The following is a 15284-nucleotide window of genomic DNA, read 5'->3' on the forward strand; positions in this document are numbered from 1 at the left end:
GAGCCGAAGGCGTCGATGACATGCCGGGGGCGGACCGGGACGGGTTAACGGCAGGCCCCGCCGACCGATTGCAAGCGGTCGGCGGGGCCATTGTGGCTCTTGACAGCGGATTGGGTCATATGAGCGAAAACCCGCCAGAGCGAGCAAGGTGCCTTGAAACGAGGCGGCATTGACCTTCTGGTCATGCCGCCGAAGTTGAAAGGCAGATTGCCGCTCTGGCGGGTTTGCAGCGTCAACTGGTTACGCGGTTCGTAGAACCGCGTAACTGTTAGGGCCGCTGGCCCATGCCACCCTCGAGGGTGACGGTCTCGCCGTTCATGTACTTAAAGTCGGGACCGCAGAGCTGAACGACCACGCGGCCGATTTCCTTCTCGACGTCGCCGTAGTGACCAGCCGGCGGCATGTGGACGTTGGCCTTGAACGCCTCGGGATAGGCATCCTGGAAGTTCTCGAGCGCAGCGGTCCAAGCAAGCGGGCACACGATGTTGACGTTGATGCCGTCCTTGCCCCACTCGTTGGCGGCAACGCGGGTCAGGCCGCGGATGCCCTCCTTGGCGGCAGCATAGCTGCACTGGCCATAGTTGCCAAACAGGCCGGCGCCCGAGGCAAAGTTGACCACGGAACCCTTGGTCTCCTTCAGGTGCGGATAGGCCTTCTGCATGTACAGATAGGTAGCATACAGACCGGAGTAAATGGCCAGGTTAAACTGATCCATGGTGTGATCGGCGATGGTCACGCCCGAGGCGCTAGCCTGAGCATTGTTGACGACGGCGTCGATGCGGCCGAACTCCTCAATGGCCTTGTCGATGACGTTCTGGACGACGGCCTCGTTGTCCTGACCAGCCGAGACATCGGCCTGAACAGGCAGAACCTTGACACCGTACTCGGCCTCGAGAGACTCCTTGGCGGCCTCGAGCTTGGCGACGTTGCGGCCGGTGATGACGAGGTTCGCGCCCTCCTTGGCAAATGCGATATCGATGCCGTAGCCGATGGAGCCAGCGGAACCGTCCTTAAGCGTTGCCTTGCCGCCGCCGGTGACGATCACGGTCTTACCAGTGAAAAGTCCCATACAAAGTCCTTTCAAATCGCGACGGGCACGCCCGCCGACTGCGCGTATCCAACTTCACGCGCCAAAAGCTGAAATGCAACTTTAGCGGGTTCAAGTGAAAAATAAAGACCGCAGCAGGCGAACGGCACAACGTCATTCGGCGAAGGGAATGTCAAGCACGAACTGGATAAAGAGGCCGAATTTTGTCAGCCAAACGAGTCATCGAACACGTTTTGAAACTTTGCTGCGGGGCGCGGGATGTCGGCGCGAGACTTTATCATAGGGTGACGAACAACGATGAGGAGCACATGCCTATGACAGACGAGCTGGACCCCCAGACTCAACAGCATATTGATGATTCCGCAGACGTCATCGCAGATGCTGACGCTGTTACCTGCGAAGATATCGACGTCGACGACTCCATCTTGGACGAAAGCGCTACGGCGGAAACCTCTGCCGCAGAAAACGCCATCGAGCAAAACGACGATACGCCCGCTCGGGACGACGCCCCTGCACAGGATGCCGCCCCACAGGCAGCAGGCCCTATCGAGGTGTCTTCGGAAGAAGAGCTCGATGCCGTCATGGACTCCATGATGGATGCCGTCAAAGCGATGAAAGACGCCGTCGCCGATGCCGATATTGATGCCGAGGAAGAGGAGGCCGCCGAGGCGGCCTCGACCTTTGTGCCCGGCGAGACTCCGGTTGCCGACCAGGGCAGCACCATGCCCTCGTTTCTGCAGCTCGAGCATCCCACGATTGGCGCCGATGCGGTCGATCCGCACGCAGCAGGCTTTTCTGTGATTGAGGGCGGTACCGGCAATATCGCCGTGCCGCAGGCTGCCGATGCGGACGCTGCCGACACCGCTCGCCCGACCGCCCTGCACTCCCCCGCCGCGAGCCGCGATCTGGGGACCGCTGTCTCGAACACTGCGAACGCCGTGGGCACCTTTATCGCCCAGGGTGCCTCGGCCATGCGCGAGATGAATGCCGCAAAGAAGGCACTCGCGGACGCCCGCGCTCACCTGGCCGAACTTGAGCAGCGCATCGCCGATCAAGGCGAGGAACTCGAGACGCGCCAGGATATCGCAGGCCGCTACGACCAGATCGTCGCCGACCAGCGCCAGGCGATTGCCACGGCCCAAAAGACTGCAGCGGCCGCCGAGATTGACCGTGATACCCACGCCGCCAAAGCGACAGAGCTCAAGGGTCAGTTCGAACAAATGAAGACAGAGGATGACGCGACTGAGCTCCGCCTGAAGGCCGCGCTCGACGCTGTGGAGGCCCGCGAGGCGAGCTCTCGCGAGACCGGCAACCGCCTCGTTCGACGTCTTGAGGATTCCAAGCGCATCCGCGACAAGGTGAAGGCCGAGCGAGACGCCGGCATTGCGGCCGCACAACAAACCGTCGACGCCACGCGCGCCCAGCTCGAGACGCTGCGTCATGAGTATGCCGAGCTGCAACGCAATCCCTCGGCAAATCCCGCCAACTATACGGTGCGCACCAGCGAGCTCTCGATGCAGATCTCCGACACGGCAGATGCCCTGCGTAAAGCCGAAGAAGATGTCCCACGCATCACCGCCGACCTTGAGCACTCGCTTGCCGCAGCCGAGCAGGCCGTCGAGCAGGCTCAAGCCCCTATCGCCGACGCAAAACGCGCGCACCAAGCCGTGACGACCGAGGCCGATGCCGCGCGCGACGAGCTGCAGACGGCGAAGACTGCCGCCGCGACGCGCCAGCGCGAACTGCGCGAGAAGATCGCCGCCGAGGACAAGGCACGCCGCGACCAAGAGCAAAGCATCGCCAACGCCCAAGCAGATGCCGCACATGCACAGTCGATCATCGAGCAGGCGACCGAAGTACACGACCACCCAGAGATCACTGAGTCGCTTGCAGGATCCTTGGCCCGAGACAAAGCCGAACACGCCGAGACCGAACGAGAAGTCGCCCAGCTCGAGGCCACCGAGAACGCGGTGCGCGAGCGTACCCGCGACTCACGCATCAAATTCACCGGCGCCATCGTCTGCATCGTCGCCGCAATCCTGGTGATCATCCTAGTCTGGCTGTTCGCGAGCAAGTAAACCAGCTGCCAAAAAACGCTCAACGCAGTTGCGGTGAGATAGTTCCTGTTTAGCCCTCAAAAAGCCAATTTAAGAACTATCTCACCGCAACTTATTAGATTGATGCAAGGCAATCTATCCCTCTTGCACCAATCTCTTGACATAAGGAGTGTCCCCAGGTGCCGGCACAAAAGGAACGTCCCCAAGTGCCAACAACGGCGGCGCCGATGTTTTGGCAAAGTCAGCGAAAACCCGCCAGAGCGAGCAAGGTGCCTTGAAACGAGGCGGCATTGACCTTTTGGTCATGCCGCCGAAGTTGAAAGGCAGATTGCCGCTCTGGCGGGTTTGCAGCGTCGACCGGTTACGGCGTTTGTAAAACGCCGTAACCTACAGAATGAGCATCGCGTCGCCAAAGCTGAAGAAGCGGTAGCGCTCCTCGATGGCGGCGGCGTAGGCATCCATGATCTGGTCGCGGGTGGCAAGCGCGCTCACGAGCATCATGAGCGTGGAGCGTGGCACGTGGAAGTTCGTGATCAGCGCATCGACCACGTGATAGGTCGAGCCGGGCATGAGGTAGAGCTGCGTCGTGGCGTTCTCGCGCACCACGATGTCACCGCGGCCAAGCGTATCGGCCCCGTCCTCGCGGCCTTCAAAATAGCGCGCCGTCACGGCCGGATCGGACACCGGCGCGTCCGTGTCAAAGGCGCTTTCGAGCGAGCGCACCGCGGTGGTGCCGACGGCGATCACACGATGACCCTCGGCCTTGGCCTTATGCACGGCGTCGACAACCTCCTGCGACACGTGATAGCGCTCGGTGTGCATGACGTGCTGCGTGGGGTCGTCCTCCTCCACCAGACGGAAGGTATCGATACCCACCTCGAGCTCGACAGCGGCAAATTTCGCACCCTTGGCCTCGATAGCGGCCATGAGCTCAGGAGTAAAATGCAGACCCGCCGTAGGAGCGGCAGCCGAGTGCTCCTCCTTCATGGCGTAGACGGTCTGGTACTTCTCGGGATCGCCCTCGTAATCGGTAATGTAAGGCGGCAGCGGCACGTGGCCGGCAGCATGGATGGCCTCGTCGAGCGTGCGCGGGTCGCCGGCGGCATTGCAACCGGCCGGCTCAAAGCGCACCAGACGGCCACCGCGGCTATCGGTGACAAAGTCGACGACCTCGGCCGTCAGCACCACGGGAGCCCCCTCGGGCGCATGGGCGCCGCCGGCGCGATACTCAATCTGAGCACCGGGCTTCAGACGCTTGCCCGGCTTGACCAGGCACTCCCAAACATGGCCGAGCGGATCCACGTCCTCGCGGCGCTTGAGCAGCAGCGTCTCGACCACACCGCCCGAGCCGGCCTTGCGGCCGATCAGGCGGGCCGGCATCACGCGCGTCTGGTTGATAACGAGCACGTCGCCCGGCTCGATATAGTCGATGATGTCACGGAAGATGCGGTGCTCGACGGTGCCGCCATGCTCTAGCGGCGTTCCTGTCTCGGAGCCTTTGCGATCAACCACCAGCAGGCGGCATGAGTCGCGCGGCTCGGCAGGCGCCTGGGCGATGAGCTCTTCGGGCAGGTTATAGTCAAAATCATCGGTACGCATAGACACGTCGGATTCTCCTTATATAGCTAAAGTCCGCTCTACATCCTAGCAGGCTGACGTCCCAAGTGAACTACTTTTTGGCGGCTTTGCGCTCGTCGCGGATGCGGGCGCGGTCCATGGCCGCCTCGACAGCCGAGAAGCGGCAACCACAGTAGTTCTGCCGATACATGCCAAGCTCGCGCGAACGGCGTGTCGCCTCGGGGTAATACGGGCGAAAATCGCGAATCACCGGGGTGAGCCCATGTGCCGCCGCCAAGCGCTCAAGCACGTCATTGCAGGTATCGAACAGCTGGTACGGCGAGACGGCGAGCGTCGTGCCCACAAACTCAAACCCGCGCTCCTGGGCCACGCGGCACGCCTCGGCCAAGCGCAGGGCATAGCACGCGCGACAGCGACGAAGCCGATCGGCACCCAGCGGTGCCACGCCGGTCTCCCAGCGATCGCGGTCCTCCCCTGCCTCGATGAGCTCGATGTCGCCATCGGCACACCACCGGCGCAGCTCGTCCAAGCGGCGCTGCCATTCATCGCGCGGTTGAATATTGGGGTTGGTCCAGCAAATCGTGGGCTCAAACCCCTCCTCGCGCAGCAGGCGAACCGGCTCAAGCGAGCATGGTGCACAGCACGCATGCAGCAACAACGGCTTCATCGACATCTCCTCACCCAAAAAAGCACACGCCAAAGGACGTATCCTCGCAGGCGACAATGCGGCGGTCGCGCAAAATGGTCCACACGTAATACCAGTCGCCTACACAGCCCGACAAATGCAAGCCGGCCGCCAGATAGCACAGCAGCGGATAGCCCGAAAACGCAAACCCCAGGGCAAACGCTGTCGTCACAACAACCGTCGGCGCCAGGCAAATCGCCATATACCGCCGGCGCGAATACACAATCCCCTCGGCGCAGGCATAGATCATCGCCGTCTCGCGATTCGCCCCAAAGGTCACCTTCGCGCCCGCAGGCGCCAGCAGCTTAAAAAACACACCGTGCACCAGCTCGTGCACGGCGAACGACGCCATTGAGATTGCAGCCAAGCCGACTATCCAGCCCACGACAGCCATCCAGCCGCCCGCGTCAGCCGCATCCAAGTCTGCAGGCCCGCCCAGCAGCATAAACACCGGCACCAGGCACACGGCAAACACGCCGACTACGACCATCCCCCACACGAAGCAAGCGTGCAGAAAATCCTCGTCCTCAAACGCATGTATGTTGGAAATCTCATTCATAGCATCTTAGGATAGCGCCCCTGCCACGTACCCGCCCGCATGTGCGATAATGTCGAACGATATGCACGAATTGACCACCGCGCCGCCGAGCCCCGCGCCCGGCCGCGCCCTCAACATATGCGAAGGAGTCCCATGGCATCCAAATACTCCATGAACGACCGTCCCAGCTGGCCTCGCCGCGCCATCGTTACCGCCGGCGAGCCCTACGGCAACAAGGGCCTTCACTTTGGCCACGTTGGCGGCGTCTTTGTCCCTGCCGACTTTTTCGCCCGCTTCCTGCGCGACCGCCTGGGCCGCGAGAACGTCATCTTCACCTCGGGCACCGACTGCTATGGCTCGCCCATCATGGAGAGCTACCGCAAGCTCAAGGAGAACGAGAGCTACGACAAGTCCATTAGCGAGTATGTCGAGTCCAATCACTCCCGCCAGGCCGCGACCCTCAACAACTACAACATCAGCTGCGACATCTACGGCGGCTCGGGCCTTGAGCCGGCTGCGCAGATTCACAACGAGGTGACCGCCGAGATTATCAAGCGCCTGCACGAGCAGGGCACCATCTCCAAGCGCTCCACGCTGCAGTTCTACGATGCCAAGGCCGGCACGTTCCTCAACGGCCGCCAGGTGATCGGCCGCTGCCCCATCCAGGGCTGCAAGTCCGAGAAGGCCTATGCCGACGAGTGCGATCTGGGCCACCAGTTTGAGCCCGAGGAGCTCATCGCGCCCAAGAGCCAGCTCACCGGCGAGGTGCCCGAGCTGCGCCCGGTCGACAACCTCTACTTCGACCTGCCGGCCTACCTCGACTTTATGAAGACCTACACCGCCAAGCTCGCCCAGAACCCGCAGGTTCGCTCCGTGGTCTCCAAGACCATGGAGGAGTGGCTGCTGCCGGCCCAGCTCTACATCCAGAACAAGTTCCGCGAGGCCTTCGATGCCGTCGAGGATCAGCTTCCCGAGCACACCGTGCTGGAGCCCGAGGGCAACAAGAGCAGCTTTACCGTCACCTTCCCCAGCTGGAAGGAGCGCGACGATGCCCACGCGGTGCTCGCCAACGGCGGCGTGCGCTTCCGCAGCGGCAAGGCGCTCGTACCCTTCCGCATCACCGGCAACATCGACTGGGGCGTTCCGGTGCCCGAGGTCGATGGCGTCTCCGACGTCACCTGCTGGTGCTGGCCCGAGAGCCTGTGGGCTCCCATCAGCTATACGCGCACCGTGCTCGCACGCGATGCCAAGGCCGCCGGCGTGACCGAGGGCGTCGCCGCCCAGGATGCCGCCCTCATGGGCGAGCCCGCCGCCGATTCCACGCAGGTCCCCGCGCCCACCTACCAGCACAGCTCGCTCGACTGGCGCGACTGGTGGTGCTCGGATGACGCACAAATCTACCAGTTCATTGGCCAGGACAACATCTACTTCTATTGCATCGCGCAGACCGCCATGTGGGAGGCCCTGGGTTGGAACCTCACGCAGAGCACCGTCAGCGCCTGCTACCACCTGCTCTACATGGGCAAAAAGGCAAGCTCGTCCTCGCAGACGCCTCCCCCGCCGGCAGACGACCTGCTCAACCACTACACCTGCGAGCAGATGCGCGCGCACTGGCTGTCGCTCGGCCTGTCCGAGAAGCCGGTGAGCTTTAGCCCCAAGGCATACGACACCCGCGTGACCGGCAAGGACAAGGACGGCAACGAGGTGCACGCCTGCGACGACAAGCGCGTCATCGATCCGGCCCTTAAGGAAAGCGCCCTTTTGACCGGCGTCTTCAACCGCCTGGCCCGCAGCTGCTTCTACGGCGTCGCCGTCAAGGAGGGCGACGAGAGCCCCTATCGCAACGGTTGCATCCCCGCCGGCGCCGCCTCGGCCACCGTGGTGGAGGCCGCCGAGCAGGCCGCCCTCGCGTTTGAGCAGGCCATGTACAAGTTCGAGACGCACCGCGCGCTCGCTGTGTGCGACGACTACCTGCGCGCCGCCAACAAGCGCTGGAGCGACGCCTCCAAGGCTGCCAACAAGCTTGAGGGCGAGCAAGCCAATACCGCGATGACGCAGGCCCTCGTCGACGCCTTCACCGAGCTGCGCGTGGCGACCGTGCTCATGCACGGCATCGTGCCGGCCGGCTGCGAGCTCATTTGCGAGTACTTCGACGTCGACCCCGTCGCCTTCTTTAGCTGGGACAACATATTTGCCTCCACGGACGAGTTCGTGGAAAGCCTGGGCGAGAAGCCCGGCGAGCACCGCGTGAAGCCGCTGCCCCCGCGCTTCGACTTCTTCAGCAAGCACGAGAGCCAGTACTAAAACAACACTCGACATGTAATGGAATGGGAAGGAAAGACGGATGTCCAAGCCGCGTCGTCGTAAGCAGAAAAAGCAGGTCAAGGCCGAGCTCAAGCTCAGGCAGTTTGCTGCTACCGAGCTTTCTGACCAGCTTGCCGCCCAACACTCCGCCGCCGACCTGCCGCGCTTTATGGTCGACACGGTCGCCGGCGCCTATGCGCCCGCCGATGCCAAGCTCATGATCGAGGGCTTCGGCGCCGCGGCCACACGCCCGGTCACGCTGCGCGCCAACACGCTCAAGGCGACCGCCGAGGACATCGCTGCGGCGCTCGGTGCCGCCGGCATCGCCCACAACCCCGTCGCCTGGTACCCAGACGCCTTTATCCTGCCCGAGGCCCAGGTTTCCGATCTGTGGGATCTCGACATCTACCGCGACGGCAAGATCTACCTGCAGAGCCTGTCATCCATGATGCCGCCGTTGGTCCTGGGCGCCCAGGCAGGCGAGGACATCCTGGACATGTGCGCAGCCCCCGGCGGCAAGACAACACAGATCGCCGCCCTCACCCAGGGACAGGCGCACCTCACCGCCTGTGAGATGAGCATTCCCCGCGCCGAAAAGCTTGAGTCCAACCTCCACCGCCAAGGTGCCAAAAACGTGCCCGTCATGCGCATCGACGCACGCGAGCTCGACGAGTTCTTCCGCTTTGACCGCATCCTGCTCGACGCTCCCTGCACCGGCACGGGCACCGTCATCAGTGGCAACGAGAAAAGCCTGCGCGGCCTCACCGAGCAGTTGCTGAGCAAGTGCGCCCGCTCGCAGCGAGCACTTCTGGACCGCGCCATGGGTGCCCTCAAACCGGGCGGCACGCTCGTCTATTCGACCTGTTCGATTTTGCCGCAGGAAAACGAGGACGCCCTGCAAGAGGCCCTCGACAAGCACATGGACTGCGAGCTTATCCCCCTCGACGGCACGCCGAGCGAAAGCGAAGCACGACGCACCCAGGAAGCTGGTGAGGAGCCGCGCATCGAGTCCAACGCTCTGACCGAAGCCATTGCCGCCGGTCAGGTATCGGCCATCGCCAACGGCCTGCCCGGCACGCTCACCATTCCGCCTAGCCGCGACTTTGAGGGCTTCTACATTGCCCTGATCCGAAAACGCAGCTAGCGCACGGATCCAAAACTCAACAAGTTATCTCCGTGCGCGTTTGCCCTGCTGGTCGCGATGCTGTTTAAGCATCGTGCGCTCCTTGCGTTCGGCCCTTTTGCCCTTAATGGCCGTGACCACAAAGTAGATGACCGCGGCGGCAACGATTGCGCCCACACACAGGCCAATCGAGCCCAACATTGCCGAAAATTCCATACCGCGTCACCTCTCTTGTAAACGGGACTTTCAAGATAGCACCTCGATCCCCGCCACCACAGCTCCTTCACGTTCACCGGCCCTTCGGTCTAACGGATGGCGCGGCGGGGAAAAATCAACTCGTCAAACGATTTAGCATTCGCAATTCCGGCTGCATAGCGCCGGCCGTTATCACATAGAATCGAGCCTCCATGGATACCCTCAACGATCTAAATGAGCGCGTCGACGCCTTCGTCGGCACCAGCTCCTTCGACACGCCTGCGGCGGCAAACGACCAAGCTCCCATCGATGTGCCCGCCGAGGTGCACAAGGACATCGTCGCCTCGGTCGATTTTTCCGAGGTCGAGCTTGCAGACGAGTTCACCGAGCCCCAAGTAGCCGTCACGCCCAACGGCCTGCTCCCTATGGAGCCCCTGCCCATCGACGGACGCCTGCGCAAGGCTGCCCTTCGCATGCCCGACGAGATCGAGGAGGCCAGCGGCTTCACGCTCTTTGGCCGACGCATCAAGTCGCTCATTTACACCACCGATGTCGCGGTTATCCGCAACTCCAACGCCGACGCCGTCTTTGCCGTTTACCCCTTCACGCCGCAGCCGGCCATTACGCAGGCACTGTTGACCGTCGCCGAGTGCCCGGTCTTTGTAGGCGTGGGTGGCGGAACTACGACCGGTAAGCGCTCCGTGCAGATGGCAGCCGTCTCCGAGATGCAGGGCGCGGCGGGCTGCGTGGTCAACTCCCCCGCTACTGCCGAGATGGTCGAGCACATCACCAACATCGCCGACATCCCCGTCATCGCCACGGTCGTTCGCTGCGACGACGATGCCCACGCCAAGGTGCGCGCTGGAGCCAAGATTCTCAACATCGCCGCCGGCAAGAACACGCCCCAGGTCCTACGCGAGCTGCGCGAGCACTATCCCAACCTGCCGCTTATCGCGCCGGGCGGCAAGACGCCCGAGAGCATTCGCGAGACCATCGCCGCCGGCGCCAACGCCATCATCTGGACACCGCCTTCGGCCCAGCAGCTACAGACCGACATGATGCAGCGTTATCGCAAGATGAAGGAAGACGCCACACCTGTCATCTCGCGCGACGACGTGCCCATTATCGACCAGGTCGCCGCCGCCGAGGTCAGCCAAGTCGAGAACATGAATCCCGATGTGCCGATTCCCGACGAAGTCATCGAGCGCGTCGCTTCGATCCACGAGCGCGTCGAGGAGCATCGCGCCAACCGCGGCCTCAAGCCGTCACTGCACGGCTTTTTCTTCCGCGGAAAGAAACGCTAGCAAAACATCTTGGCCCGCCCCACAAACGTGAGGCGGGCCGTTTTCGTTTGAGCAATCATGCAGCGACGTGATGGGGCAAATTAATCCACGCGCTTGTCGCCCATAAAGAAGAGCGCCACCGTACCAGGTCCGGTATGCGAGCCAATCAGAGTACCGATGTCATTGATCTCAATCTTGCCTTTAAGCTGCGGAACCTGTTCCTCAATCAGCGCCGCGACCGCCTCGGCATCCTCGCGGCACGCCGACTGCGACATGATGCACTTACCCGAATAATCTGCACCGTCCTGTACGTGTGCCATCATGGTCTTAGCCATCTCGGAAATCGCTCGCTTCTTAGTGCGAATCTTCTCACGTGGCGACAGCTTACCTTCGCAATCGACCGTCATAAGCGGGCAAATCTTGAGCGCCGTGCCGATGATCGCGCTCGCGGCCGAAATGCGACCGCCGCGCAGGTAGCTCGACAGATCGGTCGAGAAGAACCAGTGGTGCAGGTTGAGTTTATGCTCCTCGATCCAAGCGGCCGTCTCGTCGAGTGAAGCCCCGCTATCGCGCACGTCGGCGGCATATTCCAGCAACAGACCAAAGCCCGAAGACGCCCCCAGCGAATCGATGACGCGTACCTTGCCGCCCTGGGGATAGCGATCCGCAAGCATCTGCGCCGCGACGCAGGCCGATCCATACGTGCCCGAAATACCCGACGACAACGTCAGGTGCAGCACGTCTTTACCCTCGGCAACAAACGGCTCCCAAAACTCCTCGTACTCGCCCACGCCCACCTGAGACGTCTTGGGCATGGCGCCCGCGGCAATCTGGGCAAAAAACTCGTCCGGCGTAATCGACTGATACAGATCGTCCGTATAGACAACATCGTCGATCTCGTAATGAAAATACGCGACGGGAATATTGCGCGATTCAAAGAACTCACGGGTTCGGTCGGCGGCGGATTCACAGGTCAGGACAAAATCACTCATATGAGGCTCCTTACTCATTGCTGCGCAAATTATCGCACAGTGAGCCTACATGCGGTACATATGTCCACTATTTACCAAATCGAACCAAAAATAGTGAACATCTTTACCACCATCGTCTCCACCGGCCCCACGCAAAAATATCTGAGAAAACACCCTCTGTCGTCTCCACTCAACCGCCATATCTACCTCAACTAAATCGATTTACCAAACCGTTCATCCGACAATTCAGCCGCTGGCGCAAAATCGAAACAAAAGCGGCGCATACTGGTAAACGTTTGACGCTGTTTATCAGTTTTACCAGCCCCATCGGAAGGTGTTTCATGGTCGCATTCGATCGCAACCCGCAAGACTTCAAGTATCTGCGCCTGCTTTCGAGACAGTTCCCCACCGAACAATCCGCGTTTACCGAGATCATCAATCTCTCGGCCATCCTCAACCTGCCCAAAGGCACCGAGCATTTTATGAGCGACGTGCATGGCGAGTACGAAGCCTTTATGCACATCCTCAACAACTGCTCGGGCGTCGTGCGCGAGCATGTCGACGAGATTTTTGGCGACACGCTCTCCTTTGACGAAAAGGGCGAGCTGTGCACGCTCATCTACTATCCACGCGAGAAGATCGAGCTGGTCCGCAGCCGGCGCGAGGACTCGCCCACCTGGTACAAAACCATGCTCGACCAGCTCATCATGGTTGCCCGCTCGCTTTCGAGCCGCTATACGCGCTCCAAGGTGCGTAAGGCCATCCCGCGCGATTACGCCTACATCATCGACGAGTTGCTGCACACGCATCCGGACGAGAACAACTATCGTGTGCGCTATCACGAGCGCATCGTGGAGTCCATCCTAGAGACCGCAAGCGCCGACGACTTTATCGAGTCGCTCGCCTCGCTCATCAAGCGCCTGGCCGTCGACCACCTGCACCTGGTGGGCGATATCTTCGACCGTGGCGGCGGCGCGGCCAAAATTATGGACCGCCTGCTCACCTATCATTCGCTCGACATCCAGTGGGGCAACCACGACCTGCTGTGGATGGGCGCCGCTGCCGGCGAGCCCGCCTGCATCGCCACGGTGCTGCGCAACAACCTGCGCTACGACAACTACGAGATCCTCGAGAACGACTACGGTATCTCACTGCGCGAGCTCGTCGCCTTTGCCGATGCCACCTACACCGCCGGTGAGTCCATCACCCCGCTGATCAAGGCCATCAACGTGCTGCTCTTTAAGCTCGAGGGCCAGATTATCCAGCGCCACCCCGAGTTCGACATGACCGACCGCCTGCTGCTCGACAAGATCGACCACGACACCGGCACGGTCACGCTCGCCGACGGCAGTGTGTGGCCGCTCACGACCAACGACTTCCCCACCGTCGATCCGGCGGACCCCTACACGCTCACGCCCCAGGAGCAACACATCATCGACAAGCTCGTGTCCGAGTTTGTTACCGCCGACCACCTGCATCGCCATATCGATTTCCTCTATTCCCACGGCTCGATGTACAAGGTCGCCAACGGCAACCTGCTCTTCCACGGCTGCGTTCCGCTCAACGAAGACGGCACCTTTAGCAGCATGAACTGCCTGGGCACCTGGCACGCCGGCCGCGATTATCTCGATTTTTGCGACCACATCGCCCGCCGCGCGTGGCGCGTGGGCGACCGCGATGCCCTCGACTGGATGTGGTACCTGTGGATTGGCTTCAATTCACCCGCCAGCGGACGCCTGGTGCGTACCTTTGAGCGCGCCTATATCGCCGATAAGAGCACCTGGGTCGAGCCGATGGACCCGTACTTTACGCTTACCAAGTCGCCCTCGGTCTGCGACGACATCATGCGCGAGTTTGGCGTCGCGCCCATGGCATGTTCGCCGACCGGCCACATCATCAACGGCCACACGCCCGTTAAAACCACCAAGGGCGAGCAGCCCATCCGCGCCAACGGCAAGCTGCTGGTCATCGATGGCGGCTTCTGCCGCGCTTACCATCCCAAGACGGGTATCGCCGGCTATACGCTCATCTCGAGCTCGCGCGGCTGCCGCCTCAAGTCGCACCGGGCCTTTACGACGGTTGCCGAGGCACTCACGCGCAACGTGGACATCGAGAGCGAGACCAACCGTTTTGACCAAGCGGACCGTCGCCGCATGGTGAGCGACACCGATACTGGCGCCAAAATTCGCAGCCAGATCCAGGACCTGCGCCAGCTGCTCGATGCATATAGAAACGGTGCTATCGAAGAGCGCGTCTAGCCCCACCCGCGGGGATTGGCTAAACTTGCTGAGTTTGTCATCCCCATGGCGTCCCCGCGCCACCCTAAGGCAGGTACCATGCAAAAGCTCCTTGCGCAGATCATGAAATTTGGCGTCGTCGGTGTCATTGCCACGGTTATCGACTTTGGCATTATGAATCTGCTCCACTACGGTCTGGGCCTCAACATCCTAATCGCCAACACCAGCGGCTTTATCATCTCACTCATCTTTAACTACCTCGCAAGCATGAAGTACGTGTTTGCGCACAAGGAAGGCATGAGCCGCCGCCGCGAGTTCATCATCTTTGTCGTGCTGTCCGTGATCGGTTTGGTGCTCAACGACGGCATCGTGCTGGCGCTCAACGCCGGCCTGGGACTCGAGGCCAATATCGCCAAGATCTGCGCCACCGCGCTTGTCATGGTCTACAACTTTGTGACCCGAAAAATCTTCCTGGAGGGCGACGAGACAAAATAGCTCGAAACCCCTGCAGCATTACGGCGCCCACGGACGACGCGCACTCAGCGCAGTATCGTCCGTGGGTGTCGCTCGTTTACGGGCAAATTTTCAACGTTTGCGGATTAGCTCTTGAAAATTTGGCGAGTTCATATAGTTCTTGGCAAAGACCTTACGTTTCCCTTGTAAAAGCTCTAAAGTATCCTCTGCTCGATTCATCAACGCATTGGATGTGATTACGTGCGCAAGGCGCTGGCACAACCTCATACCAAGCAGTTCCTCAAGTTTGCTGTCGTGGGTCTTATCTCCTTTGGCATCGACTGGGGCATGCTCATTGCGCTCGTCGAGCTGTTCCACCTCGACTTTTTGATGAGCACCACGGTTTCGTTTATCACGTCCGTCGTGGTCAACTACTGGCTCAGCATGAAGTACGTGTTCGACCACCGCGAAGGCATGAGCCGCAAGCGCGAGTTCACGATCTTCACCATCCTGTCGGTGATCGGCCTGGGCCTCAACGACCTGTACATGTTTGTGGGCGTCACGTTTTTGAGCATCGGCTACCAGGCCATGAAGGCCATCGCCACGTTCCTCGTCACCTGGTACAACTACTTCAGCCGCCGCTTCTTCCTCGAGGGCGCACGGTCGTAGTCGATTCACTATTTGCTTGAATGTATAACCGGTTGGAATTCCCGTTCCAACCGGTTTTTTGTTTGCCGAGAGACCCGGCGACCCAGTCCCATTCGCATGAAAAACGGGCGGTCCGGATGTTGGTCCGAACCGCCCGTCTGGCG

The 15284-nt window shown here is 61.2% G+C and carries 13 protein-coding genes; 7 read left to right on the forward strand and 6 right to left on the reverse strand.

The genetic code is table 11. The features are described 5' to 3' along the window. Window positions 1-268: 268 nt before the first annotated feature. Window positions 269-1069: an SDR family NAD(P)-dependent oxidoreductase gene (locus GDJ93_RS07220; RefSeq protein ID WP_006235414.1), complete on the reverse strand. Its 801-nt coding sequence runs from the start codon at window positions 1067-1069 to the stop codon at window positions 269-271. 293 nt (window positions 1070-1362) lie between these two features. On the opposite strand from GDJ93_RS07220, the gene GDJ93_RS07225 reads away from it, so the two are divergent. After that, window positions 1363-3126 (forward strand): coiled-coil domain-containing protein, encoded by a 1764-nt coding sequence (locus tag GDJ93_RS07225; protein WP_152068281.1) that lies wholly within the window; start codon window positions 1363-1365, stop codon window positions 3124-3126. A gap of 366 nt (window positions 3127-3492) precedes the next feature. Here the strand turns inward: GDJ93_RS07225 and queA are convergent, their stop codons facing one another. From queA to GDJ93_RS07240, 3 genes are all read right to left on the reverse strand, one after another. Continuing rightward, window positions 3493-4704: a tRNA preQ1(34) S-adenosylmethionine ribosyltransferase-isomerase QueA gene (queA, locus tag GDJ93_RS07230; protein WP_152068349.1), complete on the reverse strand. Its 1212-nt coding sequence runs from the start codon at window positions 4702-4704 to the stop codon at window positions 3493-3495. A 70-nt stretch (window positions 4705-4774) separates the two neighbouring features. After that, on the reverse strand, window positions 4775-5350 hold the full coding sequence (locus GDJ93_RS07235; RefSeq protein WP_152068282.1) for an epoxyqueuosine reductase QueH: 576 nt from the start codon (window positions 5348-5350) through the stop codon (window positions 4775-4777). A gap of 10 nt (window positions 5351-5360) precedes the next feature. Beyond that, on the reverse strand, window positions 5361-5927 hold the full coding sequence (locus tag GDJ93_RS07240; RefSeq protein ID WP_152068283.1) for a DUF3267 domain-containing protein: 567 nt from the start codon (window positions 5925-5927) through the stop codon (window positions 5361-5363). Window positions 5928-6059: 132 nt separating this feature from the next. On the opposite strand from GDJ93_RS07240, the gene GDJ93_RS07245 reads away from it, so the two are divergent. Then, window positions 6060-8210, forward strand: coding sequence for a methionine--tRNA ligase (locus GDJ93_RS07245; RefSeq protein WP_152068284.1), 2151 nt, complete (start codon window positions 6060-6062; stop codon window positions 8208-8210). A 40-nt stretch (window positions 8211-8250) separates the two neighbouring features. Then, window positions 8251-9354 carry an RsmB/NOP family class I SAM-dependent RNA methyltransferase gene (locus tag GDJ93_RS07250; RefSeq protein ID WP_152068285.1) on the forward strand — a complete coding sequence of 368 codons (1104 nt, stop codon included), beginning with the start codon at window positions 8251-8253 and terminating at the stop codon, window positions 9352-9354. 24 nt (window positions 9355-9378) lie between these two features. On the opposite strand, the gene GDJ93_RS10010 is transcribed toward GDJ93_RS07250, so the two are convergent. Continuing rightward, complete coding sequence (locus GDJ93_RS10010; RefSeq protein WP_156333777.1) at window positions 9379-9549, reverse strand: hypothetical protein; 171 nt, start codon at window positions 9547-9549, stop codon at window positions 9379-9381. A 191-nt stretch (window positions 9550-9740) separates the two neighbouring features. On the opposite strand from GDJ93_RS10010, the gene GDJ93_RS07255 reads away from it, so the two are divergent. Beyond that, a complete protein-coding gene (locus GDJ93_RS07255) occupies window positions 9741-10832 on the forward strand; it encodes a beta/alpha barrel domain-containing protein (protein ID WP_152068286.1) in 1092 nt (363 codons plus the stop codon). 80 nt (window positions 10833-10912) lie between these two features. On the opposite strand, the gene GDJ93_RS07260 is transcribed toward GDJ93_RS07255, so the two are convergent. Beyond that, window positions 10913-11803, reverse strand: a complete 891-nt coding sequence (locus tag GDJ93_RS07260; RefSeq protein ID WP_152068287.1) for a DegV family protein — start codon at window positions 11801-11803, stop codon at window positions 10913-10915. A gap of 320 nt (window positions 11804-12123) precedes the next feature. On the opposite strand from GDJ93_RS07260, the gene GDJ93_RS07265 reads away from it, so the two are divergent. The 3 genes from GDJ93_RS07265 (at window position 12124) to GDJ93_RS07275 (ending at window position 15141) form a co-directional block, all read left to right on the forward strand. Next, window positions 12124-14040: a fructose-1,6-bisphosphatase gene (locus tag GDJ93_RS07265; protein WP_152068288.1), complete on the forward strand. Its 1917-nt coding sequence runs from the start codon at window positions 12124-12126 to the stop codon at window positions 14038-14040. 78 nt (window positions 14041-14118) lie between these two features. Then, window positions 14119-14514, forward strand: a complete 396-nt coding sequence (locus tag GDJ93_RS07270; protein ID WP_022095122.1) for a GtrA family protein — start codon at window positions 14119-14121, stop codon at window positions 14512-14514. A 219-nt stretch (window positions 14515-14733) separates the two neighbouring features. Next, a complete protein-coding gene (locus tag GDJ93_RS07275; RefSeq protein ID WP_022095123.1) occupies window positions 14734-15141 on the forward strand; it encodes a GtrA family protein in 408 nt (135 codons plus the stop codon). The last annotated feature ends 143 nt before the right edge of the window (window positions 15142-15284 follow it).

The sequence above is a fragment of the Collinsella aerofaciens genome (assembly GCF_902501475.1).
In the GTDB taxonomy this organism is placed as follows: domain Bacteria; phylum Actinomycetota; class Coriobacteriia; order Coriobacteriales; family Coriobacteriaceae; genus Collinsella; species Collinsella aerofaciens_AL.